The sequence below is a fragment of the Serratia sp. N21D137 genome (assembly GCF_047530005.1).
In the GTDB taxonomy this organism is placed as follows: Bacteria; Pseudomonadota; Gammaproteobacteria; order Enterobacterales; family Enterobacteriaceae; genus Chania; species Chania fonticola_B.
The window spans coordinates 77,142-97,651 of record NZ_JBLJAJ010000016.1 but is presented as its reverse complement, the minus strand read 5'-3'; the positions used below and the strand labels follow the sequence as shown (position 1 = coordinate 97,651).

Genomic DNA, 20,510 nt, shown 5'->3' with positions numbered 1-20,510 from the left:
CTACCTGGAGGTTTATCGTGTTTAACCGAGTCCGTATCTCTACCAGTCTGTTTTTATTACTGCTGACCTTTTGTCTGATGCAACTGATTAGCACCGGCTTGTCGTATACCGCTTCCCGCTCCGATAACCACAATCTTAATCTGATTAGTCTGGGTAGCCAGCAGCGTGATGCCCTCAGCCTGAGCTGGGTTTCGCTGCTACAGGCACGTAACACCTTGAACCGGGCCGGCACCCGTGCAGCGCTGAAAGTACCGCAAGAACAGGTCGATGCGCTGATGGGCAACGCCCGCAGTTCGTTGCAGAAAGCCGATCTCTATTTTAATCAGTTCCTGGCCGTCTCGCGTAACAGCGACCAGGAGCAGCAACTGACAGAAACCACCCAAGCCAGCTATGAGCGGCTACGCGGTGCGCTGCGCGAACTGATTGTCTTCCTGGAGGGCGGCAACCTGCAGGGCTTTATGGATCAACCTACACAGAAAATGCAGGACCTTTTCGAAGCCGACTTCGTCCAGTACCTGCAACTGGTCAACGAAAATATCGCCCAGGCCAATGCGGCCAACCAGCGCTCCTTTACGCTGGCCGGTTGGCTGGTGTGCGGCGCAGTGCTGATGCTGATCCTGGTGACCGCCAGCGCCATGTGGTGGTTACGCAATATGTTGGTTCAGCCGCTGAATATTATGCGCAGCCACTTTGACCGTATCGCCGACGGCAACCTGGCCACGCCGATCCAGGTGTATGGCCGCAACGAGATCAGCATGTTGTTTGCCAGCCTGCACCGCATGCAGAACTCGTTGATTGGCACAGTCGGCGCGGTGCGCGAAGGCGCCGAGTCGATCCTGATCGGGCTACAGGAGATTTCGGAAGGCAATAACGATCTCTCTTCCCGCACCGAGCAGCAAGCCGCATCGCTGGAAGAATCTGCCGCCAGCATGGAGCAGTTAACCGCTACGGTGAAACAGAACGCCGACAATGCCCGCCAGGCCTCAAAGCTGGCGCGCGATGCTTCAGCCACCGCTGCCAAGGGCGGGGAAATGGCCGACGAGGTGGTCACCACCATGCACGATATTGCCAGCAGCTCGCAGAAAATTGGTGCCATTACCAGCGTGATCGACGGTATTGCCTTCCAGACCAACATCCTGGCGTTGAACGCGGCGGTTGAAGCTGCGCGGGCGGGGGAACAAGGGCGTGGTTTTGCCGTGGTGGCCGCAGAGGTGCGCAATCTGGCTCAGCGTAGCGCTCAGGCAGCGAAAGAAATCAAAGTGCTGATCGATGAGTCGGTTGGCCGTGTTAAGCAAGGGTCGGTGCTGGTCGAAGACTCCGGTGCCACGATGAAGGATATCGTGCGTTCGGTGACCCGCGTTACCGACATTATGGGCGAGATCTCCTCGGCTTCCGATGAGCAAAGCCGCGGTATCGAGCAGGTCACTCAGGCCGTGACCCAGATGGATCAGGTGACGCAACAGAACGCCGCGCTAGTGGAACAAGCGGCCTCTGCGGCGGCGGCATTGGAAGAGCAGGCGATTACGCTGGCCGATGCGGTAGCGGTATTCCGTCTTGCGGACGACAACATCACCTTATCAGACAGCCTTAACAACGGAGTTTTATCAGTGGCAAAGGAAGCAACTAGTGTCGAATTGTATGGCAAGTAACAACCAATTGGGTGAAGGGCTATGAGTGGTTCCTCTTCACCCACCAATAAAGAGTCTCAGTCTTTGCTGACACAGATGGTGCAACGGCTGCCCCTGTCGGATGTGCATTTCCGACGGATCAGCCAGTTGATCTATCAGCGTGCCGGTATTGTGCTGGCAGAGCACAAACGCGAGATGGTTTACAACCGTCTGGTGCGTCGTCTGCGGCTGCTGGGAATATCCGATTTTGGTAGCTATCTGGTGTTGTTGGAAAGCGATAGCAACAGCGCTGAATGGCAGGCATTCATCAACGCCCTGACCACCAACCTGACGGCGTTTTTCCGTGAGGCGCATCATTTCCCGATCCTGGCGGAACATGCGCGTTCGCGGCCCAACGGCTACAGCGTGTGGAGTACCGCCGCCTCGACCGGTGAGGAGCCTTACTCGATTGCCATTACCTTGAATGAGGCGCTAGGGCAGAGGGCGACGGGAACGCAGGTGTGGGCCAGCGATATCGATACTCAGGTATTGGAAAAGGCCGAAGCGGGGGTGTATCGCCAGGAAGATCTGCGCACCCTGACACCGGCGCAGATGCAGCGTTATTTCCTGCGAGGGACCGGGCCTCACCATGGTCTGGTACGGGTTCGGCCAGAACTGGCGGCACAGGTGCATTTTCAGCCGCTCAATCTGCTGGCCCCTGAATGGGCGTTGCCGGGGCAGTTTGATGCGATATTTTGCCGTAACGTGATGATCTATTTTGACAAGGAAACACAAGAGCGCATTTTGCGGCGCTTTGTGCCGCTGCTTAAACCGGGGGGCCTGATGTTTGCCGGCCATTCCGAAAACTTCAGCCAGATCAGCCGGGATTTCTACTTGCGTGGGCAGACCGTGTATGGCCTGACCAAGGAGAGGTAATGAATAAAATCAGCGTATTAAGCGTAGACGACTCTGCCCTGATGCGGCAGCTGATGACCGAGATTGTCAATAGCCATCCCGATATGGAGATGGTGGCGACCGCCCCCGATCCGCTGGTGGCGCGCGATCTGATCAAGAAATTCAACCCGCAGGTGCTGACGCTGGACGTCGAAATGCCGCGTATGGACGGGCTGGATTTTCTGGAGAAACTGATGCGCCTGCGGCCGATGCCGGTGGTGATGGTGTCGTCGCTGACCGGAAAGGGATCGGAGATCACCCTACGGGCGTTGGAACTGGGCGCGGTGGATTTTGTCACCAAGCCGCAACTCGGGATCCGCGAAGGCATGCTGGCCTATAGCGAGTTGATTGCCGAAAAAATCCGCACGGCGGCCAAGGCGCGTCTGCCACAGCGTTCAACGGCACCGGCTCCGGAGATCCTCAGCCATACGCCGTTGTTGAGCAGTGAGAAGCTGATCGCTATCGGGGCGTCTACCGGAGGGACTGAGGCAATCCGCCACGTCTTGCAGCCGTTACCGGCTACCAGCCCGGCGTTATTGATCACCCAGCATATGCCGCCCGGTTTTACCCGTTCATTTGCCGAGCGGCTCAACAAGCTGTGCCAGATCACGGTGAAAGAAGCCGAAGACGGCGAGCGCGTCTTGCCGGGCCATGCCTATATCGCGCCGGGAGATCGTCATCTGGAGCTGACGCGCAGCGGCGCCAACTATCAGGTTCGGCTGCATGATGGCCCGCCGGTGAACCGGCATCGTCCTTCGGTCGATGTGCTGTTCCGCTCGGTGGCCCAGTTTGCCGGGCGCAATGCGGTGGGGGTGATCCTCACCGGCATGGGGAATGACGGTGCGGCTGGCATGCTGGAAATGCACCGTGCCGGGGCGTACACCCTGGCGCAGAACGAAGCCAGCTGTGTGGTGTTTGGCATGCCACGTGAGGCTATTGCCACCGGCGGAGTCAATGAAGTAGTGGAATTGGAGCGCATGAGCCAACGCATGTTGGCGCAGATCGCGGGTGGTCAGGCGCTGCGTATTTGATGTTATGCCCCGAACCTCGGGGCAAAAACGATTAACCTTAGGAGCAATAATGGCAGACAAAAACCTTAAATTTCTGGTGGTGGATGATTTTTCCACCATGCGCCGCATCGTCAGAAATTTGCTGAAAGAACTGGGTTTTAACAACGTCGAAGAGGCGGAAGACGGGGCGGATGCGTTGAACAAACTGCGCGCCGGCAGCTTCGATTTCGTGGTATCAGACTGGAATATGCCGAACATGGATGGCCTCGAGCTGCTGCAAACCATCCGTGCCGACGGCGCGCTGGCGTCAATGCCGGTATTGATGGTGACGGCGGAAGCCAAGAAAGAGAACATTATTGCTGCCGCTCAGGCGGGTGCCAGCGGTTACGTGGTGAAACCCTTCACGGCGGCGACGCTGGAAGAGAAGCTCAACAAGATCTTTGAAAAACTGGGCATGTAAAAAAGGAGAGGGCGATGAGAGATATTCCAATGCCTGCCAGCGATGCAGCGACAGCGGGTGAGATCATCTCCCGTATCGGTCAACTGACCCGCATGCTGCGTGACAGCATGCGTGAGCTGGGGCTAGATCAGGCTATCGCTCAGGCTGCCGAAGCGATCCCGGACGCACGCGACCGTCTTGATTATGTGGTCACCATGACGGCGCAGGCGGCGGAACGAGCGCTCAACTGCGTGGAAGCGGCACAACCCCGCCAGGCGGAGTTGGAGTCGCAGGCCAATATGCTAAAAGGGCGCTGGGACGAGTGGTTTGCCAATCCCATCGAGCTGGCTGATGCCCGTTCACTGGTGACGGATACCCGTCAGTATCTGGATCGGGTGCCGGAGCACACCGCATTCACCAACGCCCAGTTGCTGGAGATCATGATGGCGCAGGATTTCCAGGATCTTACCGGCCAGGTGATCAAGCGCATGATGGACGTGGTGCAGGAGATTGAAAAGCAACTGCTGATGGTACTGATGGAAAACATCCCGGATCAGCCAGCCAAAGAGAAAAGGCCGAACGACAGCCTGCTCAATGGCCCGCAGCTGGATCAGAACGGGGCTGGCGTAATTGCCAATCAGGCCCAGGTGGACGATCTGCTCGACAGCCTGGGTTTTTGATCATTTATTAGGGCGCACACTGCGCCCTAAATCTTTTCGCTAGCCCATCCCCGAAATAACCGGCCTTTTGCGCCGTTGTTCCCGCAATGAAATCCGCATTTTTTTGGCATGCTGGCGGCAATTCTATTCTTCGCACGCAATGGGAACCCTCGCCTTGGCCGAAGACAGTGATATGGAAAAAACTGAGGCCCCCACACCCCACCGGCTGGAAAAGGCGCGTGAAGAGGGGCAGATTGCGCGTTCGCGCGAGCTGACCTCGATCCTGATGCTGATTGCGGGGTTGTCGATCTTGTGGGTCGCGGGTGGCCATATGGCGCAACAGTTGGCGAGGATGTTATCGGAAGGACTGCATTTTGATCACAACATGGTCAGCAACGATAAGCAGATGCTGCGCCAGTTTGCGATGTTACTGCGTCAAGCGGTGTGGGCGCTGATGCCGATCCTGGCCGGATTGGTGCTGGTGGCGCTGTCGGCCCCGATGCTACTGGGCGGCGTGGGCTTCAGCCTTAAGTTTGATGCCAAGCGCATGAACCCTATCTCCGGATTAAAACGGATGTTCTCGACCCAGGTGCTGGCAGAGTTGCTGAAGGCCATTCTCAAAGCGACGCTAGTGGGTTGGGTGGCAGGGCTTTACCTGTGGCACAACTGGGCGGCGATGCTGCATCTGGTTACGCAGCAGCCGCAGGATGCACTGCGCAATGCGCTACAGATCGTGATTTTCTGCGGTATGTTGATCGTCCTTGGGTTGGTGCCAATGGTGGCCTTCGACGTGTTTTATCAGCTCTGGAGCCACTTCAAGAAATTGAAGATGACCAAGCAGGAAATCCGCGACGAACATAAGCAGCAGGAAGGCGATCCCCATGTCAAAGGGCGTATTCGCCAGCAACAGCGGGCCATCTCTCGCCGCCGCATGATGTCCGACGTGCCGAAGGCCGACGTGATCGTCACCAACCCGACACATTACGCCGTGGCATTGCAATACAACGACAAGAACATGAGTGCGCCAAAAGTCCTTGCCAAAGGGGCAGGGGAGATTGCCTTGCGTATCCGTGAATTGGCGAACGAACACCGTATTCCAACCCTGGAAGCTCCGCCGCTGGCGCGGGCGCTATACCGTCACAGTGAGATTGGGCAACACATTCCCACGACCTTGTATGCCGCGGTGGCCGAGGTCCTGGCATGGGTCTACCAGCTGCGCCGTTGGCAGCGTGAAGGTGGCCTGATCCCGAAAAAACCTCAACGTTTACCGGTGCCGGAAGCACTGGATTTTGCTGGAGAGAATAACTCAGATGGCTAATTTGGCCTCCCTGCTTCGTTTGCCGGGTAATTTTAAAGATACGCAGTGGCAGGTGCTAGCTGGCCCGATACTGATCCTGATGATCCTGTCGATGATGGTGCTGCCATTACCGGCATTTATCCTCGATCTGCTGTTTACCTTCAATATTGCCTTGTCGATCATGGTGCTGTTGGTGGCGATGTTTACCCAGCGGACGCTGGAGTTCGCCGCATTCCCAACCATCCTGCTGTTCTCAACCCTGTTACGCCTATCGCTGAACGTCGCTTCCACGAGGATCATCCTGATGGAGGGGCATACCGGTGCGGCGGCGGCGGGGCGGGTGGTTGAAGCGTTCGGTCACTTCCTGGTGGGGGGCAACTTCGCCATCGGTATCGTGGTGTTTATCATCCTGGTGCTGATCAACTTTATGGTGATCACCAAAGGGGCCGGGCGTATTGCCGAAGTGGGTGCCCGTTTTGTCCTTGATGGGATGCCGGGCAAACAGATGGCGATCGATGCCGATCTGAACGCCGGGCTGATCGGCGAAGACGAGGCTAAAAAGCGCCGTTCCGAAGTGACGCAGGAAGCGGATTTCTACGGTTCGATGGACGGGGCCAGCAAGTTTGTGCGCGGTGACGCGGTAGCAGGCTTGATGATCATGGTGATTAACGTAGTAGGCGGCCTGTTGGTCGGCGTGATCCAGCACGGCATGGAGTTGGGTACCGCGGCTGAAACCTATACTTTGCTGACCATCGGTGATGGCCTGGTCGCCCAGATCCCGGCGTTGGTGATCTCGACGGCGGCCGGTGTGATCGTCACTCGCGTAGCGACCGATGAGGACGTTGGCGAGCAGATGGTCAACCAGTTGTTCAACAATCCGCGCGTGATGGTGTTGAGTGCTGCGGTGTTGGGGCTGTTGGGGATGGTTCCGGGGATGCCAAACCTGGTGTTCCTGCTGTTTACGGCGGCACTGCTGGCGTTGGCCTGGCGGCTGCGCGGGCGTGAACAGCAGGCGCCGAAAGTCAAAGAACCGCCGCTGCCGCAGGAAAATCCGCAGGCGGTGGAGGCCAGTTGGTCTGATGTACAGCTGGAGGATCCGTTGGGCATGGAAGTCGGTTACCGCCTGATCCCTATGGTGGACTTTCAGCAAAACGGCGAGTTGCTGGGGCGTATTCGTGGCATCCGTAAAAAATTCGCTCAGGATACGGGCTATTTGCCACCGGTGGTGCATATTCGCGACAACCTCGAACTGTCGGCGGCCAGTTACCGCATTCTGATGAAAGGGGTGGAGATCGGTAGCGGTGAGGCACATCCGGGGCGCTGGCTGGCGATAAATCCGGGCAATGCGGTGGGTGAGCTGGCCGGTGACAAAACCGTCGATCCGGCCTTCGGACTGGAGGCAGTGTGGATCGATAGCGCACTGCGTGAACAGGCGCAGATCCAGGGGTTCACGGTGGTGGAAGCCAGCACCGTTGTTGCCACTCACCTCAACCATTTGCTTGGTCAATTTGCCAGCGAGCTGTTTGGTCGCCAGGAAACCCAGCAACTGTTGGATCGTGTCTCGCAGGAAATGCCGAAGCTGACGGAAGATTTTGTCCCTGGCGTAGTTTCGCTGACTACGCTGCACAAGGTGCTACAGAATCTGCTGGCTGAGCGGGTGTCGATTCGCGATATGCGTACCATTATAGAAACGCTGGCGGAACATGCGCCAACGCAAAGCGATCCTTTCGAACTGACCTCCGTGGTGCGGGTGGCGCTTGGGCGGGCTATCACTCAGCAGTGGTTCCCGGGTAACGGTGAGATCCAGGTCATTGGTCTGGATACGCCGCTTGAGCGCCTGCTGTTGCAGGCCCTGCAAGGGGGCGGAGGTCTTGAGCCGGGGCTGGCGGACCGCTTGTTGGATCAGGCCAGGCAGGCGCTGCAACGTCAGGAAATGCTCAGTGCACCGCCGGTGCTGCTGGTAAACCACGCGTTACGTGCCCTGCTGGCGCGCTTCCTGCGCCGAACCTTGCCGCAGCTGGTGGTGCTGTCGAACCTGGAAATCAACGATGAGCGTCAGATCCGCATGACCTCAACCATAGGAGCCGCCTGATGAAAGCTTTCCTTCCTTTGTTGGTGTTGTTCGCTCCGCTGGCTGCGCAAGCGGTGTCGGGGTCTTGGGCTGCCGATGCCAGCGGCGTCACGCTGGAAACGGGGAGCGTGCGTGATGTCTCCCCCAGCCTGCGGCCAGCTAATCCACCGGCGGCCGAGGCTCGGGTGACCAGTGTAAGCTGGCGTTATCAGTTGCTGGCAGGCGCGCCTGCCGGATTAGAGGTACAGCTTTGCACCTCGTCACGCTGCCTACCGCTCGGCGCGGGCAGTGGCCGCAGTGAGGCTTTCAACGGTATTCCCGCAGACAGCGAGTTCCGCTTCATTTATTACGTGAAGTCTCGCGGCGCGTTAAACCCTCCGCTGCGGGCGATCTCTAATCAGGTGATTGTGAATTACCAATGAGTTGCGAGTCGGATCCAGCATTAAGGCGGCAGTAATATGAAGTAATAAAAGCCTGTGGTAGGTTTTTTCATGTTAAGTCCAGGATGACCAACATGAAAAAAACCACCTCTGTATCGCATGACGCGGTATTTAAAAAATTTCCTCACTAACCCAGACACGGCCAGAGACTTTCTGGAGTTACACCTGCCGTCGGTCTTGCTGCAATATTGCGATTTGAGTACGCTAAAACTTGAATCCGGCAGTTTTATCGAAAGCAATCTGCGAGCCAGTTACTCTGACGTGCTCTACTCATTACGTACTGAGAGGGGAGACGCGTATGTATACGTTTTGATCGAACACCAAAGCAGCCCTGATAAGCATATGGCATTTCGTTTAATACGTTATGCGATCGCTGCAATGCAACGCCACCTTGATACGGGTCACGATCAACTTCCCCTAGTGATCCCAACCCTGTTTTATCACGGCCAGGTGACGCCTTATCCCTATTCGATGAGCTGGCTGGAAGAATTCAGTGAACCTGATTTGGCCAGGCAGCTTTATGCTGGACATTTCCCATTGGTTGACGTCACCGTCATACCGGACGATGACATCATGCAGCACCGCCGTATGGCTACCTTGGAACTGCTGCAAAAACACGTGCGCCAGCGTGACCTATTCGAAATAAAGGAACGACTGGTCACATTATTATCGTTTGGGTACACTACCAATGAGCAATTGATCTCGTTGGTGAACTACATGTTGCAGGTGGGGAACACGACCGAACCGGATAAGCTGATCCGTGAGTTGGCCCGTCGTACACCACGGCACGAGGAGGAATTGATGACCATTGCAGAATATCTCGAGCAAAAAGGCTTCAAGAAAGGCATGGAGCAAGGTATCGAACAAGGTATTGAGAAGGGTATGGAGCAGGCACGGGCAACCGTCTTGAACATTGCGAGTGCCATGCTGGCCGATGGCTTTGACCGTGCTGTAGTGATGAAATTAACCGGCCTTTCCGCAGACGATTTGGCACAACTTCACCACTAACATCTGTGGGAAATTGCCGGTGTTAGTTGGTTGATCGTGTTCAAACCCCAATCTTACGGCCCAGCAGGCTCCCCGCACGGGACTGACCATCGGGGCCGTACAGCGATTTATTCTGCTTGTTTAAAATCGCCAGCGCCTGCGTATTGTGCTCAATATGGTGATTGAGCAGCATGCCGTTATGGTGATTCTGTTCGCGCAGTTGCAGGCTTTGCTGTTGCACTTGCTGCCAGCGGGACGCCAACTGCGGTTGGCCCTCATAAGGTGCTTGGCAGTGTTGCAGCCGTTCCATCTCCAGCCGCTGTTGGTCCAGATAATTGACCGTCGCCAGCAGTTGGCTTTTAGCATCTGTCACGCGCTGCAAAGCCACGCCAGCCAAAGTTTTCGAGCACAGTAAAGCGTGCTCTTCCGTCTGCACCGTGCCTAACGCCTGCAAGGTGTCCAGCAGCTTATCCAGCAATTGTGCCAGGTTTTCCATATCAATGACTCACCCTTGGTGTTAACCCCGATCGGCGCCGGACTGCCATTCGCTTTGCACGTCTTGTAACAAGGCATCGGCAATCTTGCCGGTATCCATCTTCAATTCGCCGTTGCGGATCGCCTGCTTGATGCTTTCCACTCGCTCCATATTGATATCTTGGCTGCCCGGCTGCATCAGGCGGGCCTGTGCATCACTCAGCTTAACCTGGGTACCGCTGACCGAGGTTTCCGCCGTGACTTTTTTGCGCGCCTGAACTGCGTTGTCTGATTGTGTTTCTCGCGGCTGTACCGTGGGCACGGGTTGCAACCGTTGGGTACGATCGATACTCATGTTCAATCTCCATCTGTACCACCGTCGCCTAGGCAACGGGGAGTTCAAATCTGTGGCCCTGGTGGCCGGATAAGTGCTGCTATGACTTTGTTATCGACAAGTATTGGCAAAGCTTTATTTTTTTATAAAGTAATACGAATTGTGCCATCAACATTGGCAATGCCGCTAACAATTTGCCCGGAGACCATGCGTACGCGCACGCTGTCTTCGGCGGCGGCGTTGGTCATCGCTTTCCCAGCACCGCTGATATTAAACCCATCACCCTGCGCCAACACCTGTACCGTTTGCCCGGCCTTGACCGCCCAGGCCCGTCTTAGCATGACCGTATTTAACGGCTGCCCAGGGCTGATATTGCGCAGGCTGACGGCACCGATCGCCTTGGCGTTATCGGTCAGGGTACGTGGCGGCAGGGTGTCTAATCGGCCGGTTTTCAGCTTGATATCATCTGCAGTGAGTTTGCTGCCCGCACTGATCCCCCGTGCGGCCACCAGATAATGCCCCATCAGTTGCACCTGTGCCTGAATGAAACGCCGCTCCTGGCCACAACGGGCCGAGATGCTGATGTTACCCCAGCGGCGAGCATTCTGAGGCATCGAAAGCTGCGGCAATTCGCACTGCGGCCAACGGCTTGCTGGCGTGCGCACCAACACTTTGACGTCGGTCACGTTGGCACTGGTGGCAAATTGGGACTTGATAAAGCTCTCCACCTGTCCGTCCAGGCCCTCGGCGTGCGCGTTCAGGCCGATCAGCAAGCCGACCAACAGCAGGATCCTTTTCATATTTTGCCTCACAGACGCAGCGACCACAGGGGAACAAGTGTAACCGTTACGCGCGCAGGCTAAGCAGACAAATAGCGACGCATTTTGCCCTTATTCCCACGATAGGCTGACAGATAGGGCGTTTATGCTGTCGGCTCCAAATTCTAACCTCGCGGAGGGATCATGCTCGACAAATTGGACGCTGCTCTGCGTTTTGGCCAGGAGGCGCTGAACCTGCGCGCCCAGCGGCAGGAAATCCTGGCGGCCAACATCGCCAACGCAGATACGCCGGGCTATCAGGCTCGTGATATCGATTTCGCCAGCCAACTGAACAAGGTCATGGCGCAGGGGCGCGTCAACGGCAGCGGCGTGGCGCTGAATCTGACCTCGGCACGCCATATCCCGGCGCAGAATATGCAGCCACCGTCGCTGGATCTCATGTTCCGCGTGCCGGATCAGCCTTCCCTGGACGGCAACACGGTGGATATGGACCGTGAACGCACCAACTTTGCCGATAACAGCCTGAAATATCAAACCGACCTGACGCTGTTGAACGGCCAGATCAAAGGCATGATGTCCGTGCTGCAAGGAGGATAATTCCCATGTCGTTATTGAATATTTTTGATATTTCCGGCTCGGCCCTGTCTGCACAATCCCAACGTCTGAACGTCAGCGCCAGCAATATGGCCAACGCCGACAGCGCCACCGGCCCGGACGGCCAGCCTTATCGGGCCAAACAGGTGGTGTTTGAGGTTGCAGCAGCTCCGGGCCAGTCGACCGGTGGCGTGCGTGTCGCTCAGGTGGTTGACGATCCCTCACCGGAGCGTTTGGTGTTTCAGCCGGGCAACCCGCTGGCGGATGCCAAAGGCTATGTGCGGATGCCCAACGTCGATGTTGTCGGGGAAATGGTCAACACCATTTCGGCCTCGCGCAGCTATCAGGCCAACGTCGAAGTGTTGAATACCACCAAATCCATGTTGATGAAAACCCTGACGCTGGGTCAGTAACCGGAGCTTTTATTTATGGCCATTGCCGCCACCACCAATGAATCACTCGACAACAGCATCGCCGGTGCCAACGCCAAGAATGGCGTGAATGGTAACAGCGCCAGCCAGGACTTGAACAAAAACTTCCTGACGCTGTTGGTGGCCCAGTTGAAAAACCAGGACCCCACCAACCCGATGCAAAACAACGAACTGACAACCCAACTGGCTCAAATCAATACGGTTAGTGGGATCGAGAAGCTCAACACCACGCTGGGGTCGATCTCCGGCCAGATTAGCGGCAACCAGTCAATCCAGGCCAGTTCGCTGATTGGCCACGGTGTGATGGTGCCGGGCAAGGAGATCCTGGTGGGTAATGACGCTGGCAAGGTCAGCACCACGCCGTTTGGCATCGAGCTGGAACGCACTGCCGATGCGGTGACGGCGACCATCAGCGATGCCACCGGCAAAGTGGTTCGTACCATCGATCTGGGCGGGCTAACCGCCGGTGTGCACTCCTTCTCCTGGGACGGTTCGCTGGAAGATGGCACCAATGCGCCCGACGGTTCTTACACCGTGGCGATCAACGCCAAAAACGGCGGTGAGCAGTTGGTGGCGCAACCACTGCGTTTCGCCATGGTTAACGGCGTCACGCGCGGAACGGACGGGGCAAAACTGGATCTGGGCGTGGCGGGGACTTCAACGCTGGATGACGTGCGCCTGATCCTGTCCAAACTGGGTTCGTCAAACTAAGCGCAGTGATTTTCCACGTCGGCTATGGATCCCTCGATCCTGAAGACACCTTTTTAAATGACCTATTTCGGAGAACGACATGGCTTTTTCTCAAGCGGTCAGCGGTTTAAACGCGGCTGCAACCAACCTGGATGTGATTGGTAACAACATCGCCAACTCCGCCACCTACGGCTTCAAATCCGGCAGCGTATCCTTTGCCGATATGTTTGCCGGCTCGCAGGTCGGGCTAGGGGTGAAAGTGGCGGGGATCACCCAGAACTTCAACGGTGGTACTACCACCAACACCAACCGGGCAATGGATATCGCCATCAGCCAGAACGGCTTCTTCCGTATGCAAGACGCCGATGGCGGCATCTTCTATACGCGTAATGGGCAGTTCATCATGGATGCCAACCGCAACATCACCAACATGCAAGGGTTGAGCCTGACCGGCTACCCGGCGGCTGGCTCACCGCCCACCATCCAGCAGGGGGCCGATCCGGTACCGCTGAGCATTCCTGAAGGGATGATGAACGCCAAAGCCAGCACCAGCGGCAATATGGTGGCCAACCTGAAATCGACCCATAAGCCACCGGCGGTGACGCCGTTCGATCCCAACAAGACCGACTCGTTTAACTACGTCAACACCATTACCACCTACGACACCCTGGGCAATGCACACAACATCAACGCCTACTTTGTAAAAACGGCTGATAACAAGTGGGACGTTTACACCCAGGACGGCAGCGTGCCGGGTGCTCCGTCTGCCAAAGCGGGCAGCCTGAACTTTGACAACAGCGGTACGCTGACCGGCACGTTGAAGCCAGATGGCACACCAAGCGCCACGCCATTCAACCTGGTCGTGCCAATGTCGGCTAAAGACGGCGCGCTGGCGCAAAACTTTAACCTGAGCTTTGCCGGTAGCCTGCAACAGAACGTTGGTAGTGACTCTGTCAGCAAGATTTCCCAGGACGGCTACGCCACCGGGGAATATCAGGGTTTCCAGATCAATAAAGATGGCACCGTGGTCGGGGTATACAACAACCAGCAGACCCAACTGCTGGGGCAGATCGTGTTGACCAACTTCTCCAACCCGGAAGGGCTGGCCGCACAGGGCGATAACGTCTGGAAGGAGACCGGTGCTTCAGGTCAGCCACGCGTGGGCCTGGCGGGCGGTGGCGGTTTCGGTTCACTGACCAGCGGCGCGCTGGAGTCTTCCAACGTCGATCTGAGTCAGGAACTGGTGAACATGATCGTCGCGCAGCGTAACTACCAGTCAAACGCGCAAACCATCAAAACCCAGGATTCGATCCTGCAAACGCTGGTCAGCCTGCGCTAATAGGATTGATTTATGGATCACGCGATTTATACCGCGATGGGGGGGGCCCGGCAGACGCTGGAGCAGCAGTCGGTCACGGCCAACAACCTGGCCAACGCCTCCACTCCTGGGTTCCGCGCACAGCTTTCGGCGCTGCGTGCGGTGCCGGTTGATGGGCCAAGCATGCAGACGCGCACGCTGGTGGCTGCGTCGACGCCTGGGGCAGACATGAGCCAAGGGCCGCTGAACTACACCGGGCGGCCACTGGATGTGGCATTGCAGCAGGACGGGTTTCTGGCACTAAGGCTGCCGGACGGCACCGAAGCCTACAGCCGTAACGGCAGCATCCAGATCTCCTCCACCGGGCAGTTGATGGTGCAGGGCGTGCCGCTGATGGGCGATGGCGGGCCGATCGAAGCCCCGCCGCAGGCAGAGCTGACGCTGGCGGCGGACGGCACCATTTCGGCGTTAAATCCGGGCGATCCGCCTAACACCATTTCCCAGATTGGCCGCCTGAAGCTGGTGAAGGCCGATGCTCGGGAAGTGGTGCGCGGGGACGACGGCCTGTTCCATCTGACTGCCGAGGCTCAGCAGCAGCGTGGCAACCAACTACCGAACGATCCCGATGTGCGGATCATGCCGGGAGTGTTGGAGGGCAGCAACGTCAAACCGCTGGAGACGATGGTGGATATGATCGCCAACGCCCGCCGGTTCGAAATGCAAATGAAGGTCATCCACAGCGTGGATGAAAACGCACAGCGCGCCAACTCATTGCTGTCAATGAGCTGAGTGCAGAGGAATAAATCATGATCCCATCCTTATGGATTGCCAAAACCGGTCTGGATGCGCAGCAGACCAACATGGACGTGATCGCCAATAACCTGGCGAACGTCAGTACCAACGGGTTTAAACGCCAACGTGCGGTGTTTGAAGATCTGCTGTACCAGACCATGCGTCAGCCCGGGGCTCAGTCTTCCGAGCAAACCACGCTGCCTTCCGGTTTGCAGATTGGTACCGGCGTACGTCCGGTGGCGACCGAGCGCATCCACAGCCAGGGCAACCTGTCGCAGACCAACAACAGCAAAGACGTGGCGATCAAGGGGCAGGGCTTCTTCCAGGTGGTATTGCCGGATGGCACCCAGGCCTATACCCGCGATGGTTCATTCCAGATCGATCAGAATGGCCAGTTGGTGACCGCCAGTGGTTTTCAGGTGCAACCGGCGATCACCATTCCGGCCAACGCCCTGAGCATTACCGTGGGCCGTGATGGCATCGTCAGCGTGACCCAGCAGGGCCAGACGGCGGCGCAGCAGGTAGGGCAATTGACGTTGACCACCTTTATCAACGATAGCGGCCTGGAAAGCATGGGGGAAAACCTGTACCAGGAAACCGAAAGCTCCGGTGCGCCTAACGAAAGTACCCCTGGCCTCAACGGGGCAGGCCTGTTGTATCAGGGTTATGTTGAAACCTCTAACGTCAACGTGGCGGAAGAGTTGGTCAACATGATCCAGACCCAGCGCGCCTATGAGATCAACAGCAAAGCGGTATCAACGTCTGACCAGATGCTGCAAAAGCTGACGCAACTGTAATCGACGGGCGCAGCGTGCTGCGCCCGTAATCCTTATCCTGAGCAACAAAGGCGATACCCGTGGTAACCACCTTTTTAGCGGCCAGCGTGCCGCAGCAAGGCAAACGCGTCCTGGCCGGGCTGCTGATGCTGACAGTCGGCGGCTGTGCCTATATTCCGCATACCCCCCTGGTTGACGGAGCTACCACGGCTCAGCCCGCTCCGGCAGGCGCTCCGGTGCCGAACGGTTCGATTTTCCAGACGGTACAGCCGATGAACTACGGCTATCAGCCGCTGTTTGAAGATCGTCGCCCGCGTAATATCGGCGACACCCTGACCATCGTGCTGCAAGAAAACGTCAGTGCCAGCAAGAGTTCATCCGCCAACGCCAGCCGCAATGGGGCCAGCAAATTTGGCGTAGCCACTTCACCACGTTATCTCGACGGGCTGCTCGGTAACGCGCGCGCCGACATGGATATCTCCGGCGACAGCACCTTCGGCGGCAAGGGCGGGGCCAACGCCAACAACACCTTTAACGGCACCATTACCGTCACGGTCAATCAGGTCTTGGCCAACGGCAACCTGCACGTGGTGGGCGAAAAGCAAATTGCCATCAATCAGGGCACCGAGTTCATCCGTTTTTCCGGTGTGGTTAACCCCCGCACCATCAGTGGCAATAACTCGGTCACGTCCACCCAGGTGGCGGATGCGCGTATTGAATACGTCGGTAACGGCTATATCAATGAAGCGCAGACCATGGGGTGGCTACAGCGCTTCTTCTTAAATGTTTCACCGTTCTAAGGATTGACCGATGTTGAAAAAGTTACTTCTCACACTGTCCATGATGCTGGTTTGCCTGCCCGCGACGGCGGAACGCATCCGCGATCTGGTGACGGTACAGGGTGTACGTGACAACGCGTTGATTGGCTACGGCCTGGTCGTGGGGTTGGACGGCTCTGGCGATCAGACCATGCAAACCCCGTTTACCACCCAGAGCCTGAGCAACATGCTATCGCAACTGGGGATCACCGTGCCGCCAGGCACCAACATGCAGTTGAAAAACGTGGCGGCGGTGATGGTAACCGCCAAGCTACCGCCGTTTTCCCGTGCGGGGCAGAACATCGACGTGGTGGTGTCCTCAATGGGTAACGCCAAAAGCCTGCGTGGCGGGACACTGCTGATGACGCCGCTCAAAGGCGTTGATAATCAGGTTTATGCGTTGGCACAGGGTAACGTGTTGGTCGGCGGGGCCGGTGCGTCCTCCGGGGGCAGCAGCGTGCAGGTCAATCAGTTGGCCGGTGGCCGTATCAGCAACGGCGCTTCCATCGAACGTGAATTGCCTACCACCTTCGGCCAGGATGGCGTGATCAACCTGCAACTGAACGACGATGATTTCACCCTGGCACAACAGATCAGTGATGCTATCAACCGCCAGCGCGGGGGCGGCACAGCCTCTCCACTCGATTCCCGTACCGTGCAGGTGCTGGTGCCACGCGGCAATAGTTCGCAAGTGCGCTTCCTGGCAGATATCCAGAATATCAGCATTAACGTTGGGGCAATGGATGCCAAAGTGATCATCAACTCCCGTACCGGCTCGGTAGTAATGAACCGCGATGTGGTGCTGGATTCCTGCGCAGTAGCACAGGGGAACCTGTCTGTGGTGGTCGATCGGCAAAACACCGTCAGCCAGCCGGATACGCCATTCGGCGGTGGCCAGACCGTGGTGACGCCGAATACCCAGATTTCCGTGCAGCAGCAGGGCGGTTCACTGCAAAAAGTGAACGCTAGCGCCAACCTCAATAACGTAGTTCGCGCGTTGAATGCGCTGGGGGCGACGCCGATCGACCTGATGTCTATCTTGCAGGCAATGCAGAGCGCTGGCTGCCTGCGTGCCAAACTGGAAATTATCTGATGAGCAGCGATCTGATGGCCATGTCGGGTGCGGCCTATGACACCCAGTCGCTGAACGGCTTGAAGCGCGATGTTGCCGCCGATCCGCAGGGCAATATCAAACAGGTTGCCCAGCAGGTGGAAGGAATGTTCGTGCAGATGATGCTGAAAAGCATGCGTGCGGCGTTGCCGCAGGACGGCGTGTTGAGCAGCGATCAGACGCGGCTGTATACCTCGATGTACGATCAGCAGATCGCCCAACAGATGTCGCAGAAAGGTCTGGGGCTGGCGGACATGATGGTCAAGCAGCTCTCCGCCGGAAACAGCCGCCCAAGCGAAACCGCAGGGACGGTGCCGATGGCGCTGGACAACGAAGTGTTGCAGACCTTGCCGCGACAGGCATTGGAACAGATGGTACGCCGGGCGGTGCCAAAAATACCTTCGGCGCCTCCCTTGCCGCTGAGCAATGGCAACTTTGTCGCGCAGCTGTCTATTCCAGCAAGGGTTGCCAGCCAGCAAAGCGGTATTCCGCACCAGCTGATCATGGCGCAGGCCGCGCTGGAGTCTGGCTGGGGGCAACGCGAGATCCCCGCGGCGGATGGTTCACGCAGTTACAACCTGTTTGGTATCAAGGCCGGTAGCAGTTGGGACGGCCCGGTGACGGAAATCACCACTACCGAGTTCGAGGAAGGGGTGGCGAAGAAGGTCAAGGCCCGCTTCCGCGTCTATGGCTCCTATATGGAAGCGATTGGGGATTACGTCAAATTGCTGACCAACAACCCGCGCTACGCCAACGTTGCCAGTGCCAGCAGTCCCGAGCAGGCGGCGCATGCGTTGCAAAAGGCCGGTTATGCTACCGATCCGCTGTATGCCAAAAAGCTGGTCAGCATGATCCAGCAGATGAAAAGCGCTGGGGAACAGGTAACCAAAGCCTATACCCACGATTTGCAGGATCTGTTTTAGTGGCCCCTCACCCCAACCCTCTCCCACAGGGAGAGGGAGTTGATAGCCCCAGCGCTTTTGGAAGTAAATCGGTGATTTCAACAAACTCGAATGCCTCCTTTCCCACAGGGAGAGGGAGCTGATAGCCCCAGTGCTTTTGGAAGTAAATCGATAATCTCAACAAACTCGAGTGCCTGTTTAGCCAAGGTGAGTCACTACTATTTTCCTCAAGTTTTCTCCATTGTGGCCGATAACCCAAGCAGGCCGGATGGCAACGCCCGGCACAATTTTTGACCTCTGTGGGCCGCTGGCACCGCAGCATAAGGAACCTCTATGTCCAACAGCTTAATCAATACCGCGATGAGTGGCCTGAATGCGGCGCAGGTTGCGCTTAGCACCGTCAGTAATAACATTTCCAACTACAACGTGGCGGGCTATAACCGCCAGACCGCGATCCTGGCGCAAAACGGCGGCCTGGGCACCATGAACGGATTTATCGGCAACGGAGCCACCGTGACTACGGTCAATCGCGAGTATAACCAGTTCATCATGACCCAGCTGCGCGGAGCGCAAAGCGAAGCTTCGGCTCAGAGCAGCTACTTCGAAAAAGTCTCCCAGATCGATAACCTGCTGGCGTCTAAAACCAACACCCTGGCATCGGGGATGGAAGATTTCTTCAAAAACCTGCAAAACGTCGTCAGCAATGCCGGGGATGACGCTGCCCGCCAGACCGTGTTAGGCAAGGCCAACGGCCTGGTGAATCAGTTCAACAATGCGGACAAGTATCTGCGCGATATGGATGCGGGCGTCAACCAGCAACTGAGCGACAGCGCCAACCAGATCAATACTTACAGCCAGCAGATCGCCCGCCTGAATAACGAAATCACCCAGGTGCGGGCCAGCAGCGGCGGCAGCGAGCCGAACGCCTTGCTGGATCAGCGCGATCAGTTGGTGACGGAGCTTAACAAGGTGGTCGGCGTTCAGGTCACCCAGCAGGACGGTGATGCCTATACCGTGACCTTCGCCAACGGCCTGACGCTGGTGCAGGGCAACTCCTCCTATCAGGTGACGGCGATGCCTTCCAGCAAAGACCCGTCCCGCCTGACGCTCGGTTACGATCGCGGCAATGGCGCCAGCGAAATTCCGGAAAGCCAGATTGGCAGCGGTAGCGTCAGCGGCGTGCTGAAGTTCCGTAGTGAATCACTGGATGGCGCACGTAACCAGTTGGGGCAACTGGCCCTGGCGCTGGCCGATAGCTTTAACCAGCAGCATCGCGAAGGCTTTGATATCAACGGCGATCCGGGGGAAGATTTCTTCAGCTTCTCAGGTGGGCGTACGGTTAACAATACCAACAACACCGGCAATGCCTCGCTGTCGGTCTCCTTTACCGATACCAGCAAGGTCAAGGCCAGTGACTACCGCATGGAGTTTGACGGTGCCAACTGGCAGGTTACGCGCCTGTCCGACAACGTCAAAGTACCTGCCACCGCAGGCACCGATGCGGATGGCAAACCGACGCTGAGCTTTGATGGCCTGCAGATCGGCGTGACGGGCAACGCGAAAAAGAATGACAGCTTTACCGTGAAACCGGTTAGCGATGTGGCTGGTACCCTGAAGGTTGCTATCAGCGACTCGGCCAAGTTTGCTGCCGCAGGAACGGAAGATGGCGGTAAGGGCGATAACGACAACGTCAAGAAACTGCTCGATCTGCAAACCGCCAAAGTGGTGGAGGGTAAAGCAACCTTGAGCGGCGCCTATGCCGGATTGGTCAGCAGCGTGGGTAACCAGACCGCTACCGCCAAAGTCAACGCCACCGCACAAACCAATATTGTGACCCAATTGCAAACCCAACAGCAGTCCATTTCCGGGGTTAACCTGGACGAAGAGTATGGCGAACTGCTGCGTTTCCAACAGTATTACATGGCCAATGCGCAGGTGATCCAGACCGCCAGCTCGTTGTTTGACGCCATACTGAATATTCGTTGATTTTACCGTTAACCGCAGCCGGTATGCCGGCTGTGGATGCC

21 protein-coding genes and 1 pseudogene are annotated in these 20,510 nt (G+C 57.2%); 19 read left to right on the top strand and 3 right to left on the bottom strand.

Annotation, left to right across the window (positions count from 1 at the left end; translation table 11 throughout):
• The first annotated feature begins 17 nt into the window (after positions 1-17).
• From ACMV5H_RS14375 to ACMV5H_RS14335, 9 genes and pseudogenes are all read left to right on the top strand, one after another.
• A complete protein-coding gene (locus ACMV5H_RS14375; protein ID WP_021180926.1) occupies positions 18-1,649 on the top strand; it encodes a methyl-accepting chemotaxis protein in 1,632 nt (543 codons plus the stop codon).
• A gap of 21 nt (positions 1,650-1,670) precedes the next feature.
• Positions 1,671-2,543, top strand: coding sequence for a protein-glutamate O-methyltransferase CheR (gene cheR / locus ACMV5H_RS14370; RefSeq protein ID WP_414822015.1), 873 nt, complete (start codon positions 1,671-1,673; stop codon positions 2,541-2,543).
• Entirely contained in the window at positions 2,543-3,592 is a 1,050-nt protein-coding gene (locus ACMV5H_RS14365; RefSeq protein WP_021180928.1) for a protein-glutamate methylesterase/protein-glutamine glutaminase, read from the top strand. The genes cheR and ACMV5H_RS14365 overlap by 1 nt, the downstream gene beginning before the upstream one ends.
• Positions 3,593-3,641: 49 nt before the next feature.
• Positions 3,642-4,031 (top strand): chemotaxis response regulator CheY, encoded by a 390-nt coding sequence (cheY, locus tag ACMV5H_RS14360; RefSeq protein WP_021180929.1) that lies wholly within the window; start codon positions 3,642-3,644, stop codon positions 4,029-4,031.
• Between the two features lie 14 nt (positions 4,032-4,045).
• A complete protein-coding gene (cheZ, locus tag ACMV5H_RS14355; protein WP_021180930.1) occupies positions 4,046-4,690 on the top strand; it encodes a protein phosphatase CheZ in 645 nt (214 codons plus the stop codon).
• Positions 4,691-4,844: 154 nt separating this feature from the next.
• Positions 4,845-5,987, top strand: coding sequence for a flagellar biosynthesis protein FlhB (gene flhB, locus ACMV5H_RS14350; protein WP_024485790.1), 1,143 nt, complete (start codon positions 4,845-4,847; stop codon positions 5,985-5,987).
• Positions 5,980-8,058, top strand: a complete 2,079-nt coding sequence (flhA, locus tag ACMV5H_RS14345; RefSeq protein ID WP_021180932.1) for a flagellar biosynthesis protein FlhA — start codon at positions 5,980-5,982, stop codon at positions 8,056-8,058. The genes flhB and flhA overlap by 8 nt, the downstream gene beginning before the upstream one ends.
• On the top strand, positions 8,058-8,459 hold the full coding sequence (locus ACMV5H_RS14340) for a flagellar protein FlhE (protein ID WP_021180933.1): 402 nt from the start codon (positions 8,058-8,060) through the stop codon (positions 8,457-8,459). Before flhA ends, ACMV5H_RS14340 begins: the two co-directional genes overlap by 1 nt.
• A gap of 83 nt (positions 8,460-8,542) precedes the next feature.
• Positions 8,543-9,485 (top strand): annotated as a pseudogene (locus ACMV5H_RS14335) (Rpn family recombination-promoting nuclease/putative transposase).
• A 40-nt stretch (positions 9,486-9,525) separates the two neighbouring features.
• On the opposite strand, the gene ACMV5H_RS14330 reads toward ACMV5H_RS14335, so the two are convergent.
• The 3 genes from ACMV5H_RS14330 to flgA all read right to left on the bottom strand — a co-directional run bounded on the left by ACMV5H_RS14330 (position 9,526) and on the right by flgA (position 11,072).
• A complete protein-coding gene (locus ACMV5H_RS14330; RefSeq protein WP_021805718.1) occupies positions 9,526-9,960 on the bottom strand; it encodes a flagella synthesis protein FlgN in 435 nt (144 codons plus the stop codon).
• Between the two features lie 21 nt (positions 9,961-9,981).
• On the bottom strand, positions 9,982-10,293 hold the full coding sequence (gene flgM, locus ACMV5H_RS14325; RefSeq protein WP_021805717.1) for a flagellar biosynthesis anti-sigma factor FlgM: 312 nt from the start codon (positions 10,291-10,293) through the stop codon (positions 9,982-9,984).
• Between the two features lie 122 nt (positions 10,294-10,415).
• Positions 10,416-11,072, bottom strand: a complete 657-nt coding sequence (gene flgA / locus ACMV5H_RS14320) for a flagellar basal body P-ring formation chaperone FlgA (protein ID WP_021805716.1) — start codon at positions 11,070-11,072, stop codon at positions 10,416-10,418.
• Positions 11,073-11,234: 162 nt separating this feature from the next.
• On the opposite strand from flgA, the gene flgB reads away from it, so the two are divergent.
• From flgB to flgK, 10 genes are all read left to right on the top strand, one after another.
• Complete coding sequence (flgB, locus tag ACMV5H_RS14315; protein WP_414822014.1) at positions 11,235-11,648, top strand: flagellar basal body rod protein FlgB; 414 nt, start codon at positions 11,235-11,237, stop codon at positions 11,646-11,648.
• 5 nt (positions 11,649-11,653) lie between these two features.
• Positions 11,654-12,058 carry a flagellar basal body rod protein FlgC gene (flgC, locus tag ACMV5H_RS14310; protein WP_021180939.1) on the top strand — a complete coding sequence of 135 codons (405 nt, stop codon included), beginning with the start codon at positions 11,654-11,656 and terminating at the stop codon, positions 12,056-12,058.
• Between the two features lie 15 nt (positions 12,059-12,073).
• Positions 12,074-12,787 carry a flagellar hook assembly protein FlgD gene (gene flgD / locus ACMV5H_RS14305; RefSeq protein ID WP_021805715.1) on the top strand — a complete coding sequence of 238 codons (714 nt, stop codon included), beginning with the start codon at positions 12,074-12,076 and terminating at the stop codon, positions 12,785-12,787.
• Positions 12,788-12,866: 79 nt separating this feature from the next.
• The gene (gene flgE, locus ACMV5H_RS14300) at positions 12,867-14,105 is read left to right on the top strand and encodes a flagellar hook protein FlgE (RefSeq protein ID WP_021805714.1); all 1,239 of its coding nucleotides are present in this window, start codon (positions 12,867-12,869) and stop codon (positions 14,103-14,105) included.
• A gap of 12 nt (positions 14,106-14,117) precedes the next feature.
• Positions 14,118-14,873 carry a flagellar basal body rod protein FlgF gene (locus ACMV5H_RS14295; RefSeq protein ID WP_021180942.1) on the top strand — a complete coding sequence of 252 codons (756 nt, stop codon included), beginning with the start codon at positions 14,118-14,120 and terminating at the stop codon, positions 14,871-14,873.
• A gap of 17 nt (positions 14,874-14,890) precedes the next feature.
• Positions 14,891-15,673, top strand: a complete 783-nt coding sequence (flgG, locus tag ACMV5H_RS14290; protein ID WP_021180943.1) for a flagellar basal-body rod protein FlgG — start codon at positions 14,891-14,893, stop codon at positions 15,671-15,673.
• 125 nt (positions 15,674-15,798) lie between these two features.
• Positions 15,799-16,452, top strand: coding sequence for a flagellar basal body L-ring protein FlgH (locus tag ACMV5H_RS14285; protein WP_051363709.1), 654 nt, complete (start codon positions 15,799-15,801; stop codon positions 16,450-16,452).
• A gap of 10 nt (positions 16,453-16,462) precedes the next feature.
• Positions 16,463-17,563 carry a flagellar basal body P-ring protein FlgI gene (locus tag ACMV5H_RS14280; RefSeq protein ID WP_021180945.1) on the top strand — a complete coding sequence of 367 codons (1,101 nt, stop codon included), beginning with the start codon at positions 16,463-16,465 and terminating at the stop codon, positions 17,561-17,563.
• Positions 17,563-18,504: a flagellar assembly peptidoglycan hydrolase FlgJ gene (gene flgJ, locus ACMV5H_RS14275; protein ID WP_021805712.1), complete on the top strand. Its 942-nt coding sequence runs from the start codon at positions 17,563-17,565 to the stop codon at positions 18,502-18,504. The genes ACMV5H_RS14280 and flgJ overlap by 1 nt, the downstream gene beginning before the upstream one ends.
• 312 nt (positions 18,505-18,816) lie before the next feature.
• The gene (flgK, locus tag ACMV5H_RS14270; RefSeq protein WP_021180947.1) at positions 18,817-20,469 is read left to right on the top strand and encodes a flagellar hook-associated protein FlgK; all 1,653 of its coding nucleotides are present in this window, start codon (positions 18,817-18,819) and stop codon (positions 20,467-20,469) included.
• Positions 20,470-20,510 lie beyond the last annotated feature (41 nt).

Coding starts and splice junctions, on each gene's coding strand:
- cheR (WP_414822015.1), top strand. CDS start 1,671: ATGAGTGGTTCCTCTTCACCCACCAATAAAGAGTCTCAGTCTTTGCTG.
- ACMV5H_RS14365 (WP_021180928.1), top strand. CDS start 2,543: ATGAATAAAATCAGCGTATTAAGCGTAGACGACTCTGCCCTGATGCGG.
- cheY (WP_021180929.1), top strand. CDS start 3,642: ATGGCAGACAAAAACCTTAAATTTCTGGTGGTGGATGATTTTTCCACC.
- cheZ (WP_021180930.1), top strand. CDS start 4,046: ATGAGAGATATTCCAATGCCTGCCAGCGATGCAGCGACAGCGGGTGAG.
- flhA (WP_021180932.1), top strand. CDS start 5,980: ATGGCTAATTTGGCCTCCCTGCTTCGTTTGCCGGGTAATTTTAAAGAT.
- ACMV5H_RS14340 (WP_021180933.1), top strand. CDS start 8,058: ATGAAAGCTTTCCTTCCTTTGTTGGTGTTGTTCGCTCCGCTGGCTGCG.
- ACMV5H_RS14330 (WP_021805718.1), bottom strand. CDS start 9,960: ATGGAAAACCTGGCACAATTGCTGGATAAGCTGCTGGACACCTTGCAG.
- flgM (WP_021805717.1), bottom strand. CDS start 10,293: ATGAGTATCGATCGTACCCAACGGTTGCAACCCGTGCCCACGGTACAG.
- flgA (WP_021805716.1), bottom strand. CDS start 11,072: ATGAAAAGGATCCTGCTGTTGGTCGGCTTGCTGATCGGCCTGAACGCG.
- flgB (WP_414822014.1), top strand. CDS start 11,235: ATGCTCGACAAATTGGACGCTGCTCTGCGTTTTGGCCAGGAGGCGCTG.
- flgC (WP_021180939.1), top strand. CDS start 11,654: ATGTCGTTATTGAATATTTTTGATATTTCCGGCTCGGCCCTGTCTGCA.
- flgD (WP_021805715.1), top strand. CDS start 12,074: ATGGCCATTGCCGCCACCACCAATGAATCACTCGACAACAGCATCGCC.
- flgE (WP_021805714.1), top strand. CDS start 12,867: ATGGCTTTTTCTCAAGCGGTCAGCGGTTTAAACGCGGCTGCAACCAAC.
- ACMV5H_RS14295 (WP_021180942.1), top strand. CDS start 14,118: ATGGATCACGCGATTTATACCGCGATGGGGGGGGCCCGGCAGACGCTG.
- flgG (WP_021180943.1), top strand. CDS start 14,891: ATGATCCCATCCTTATGGATTGCCAAAACCGGTCTGGATGCGCAGCAG.
- ACMV5H_RS14285 (WP_051363709.1), top strand. CDS start 15,799: ATGCTGACAGTCGGCGGCTGTGCCTATATTCCGCATACCCCCCTGGTT.
- ACMV5H_RS14280 (WP_021180945.1), top strand. CDS start 16,463: ATGTTGAAAAAGTTACTTCTCACACTGTCCATGATGCTGGTTTGCCTG.
- flgJ (WP_021805712.1), top strand. CDS start 17,563: ATGAGCAGCGATCTGATGGCCATGTCGGGTGCGGCCTATGACACCCAG.
- flgK (WP_021180947.1), top strand. CDS start 18,817: ATGTCCAACAGCTTAATCAATACCGCGATGAGTGGCCTGAATGCGGCG.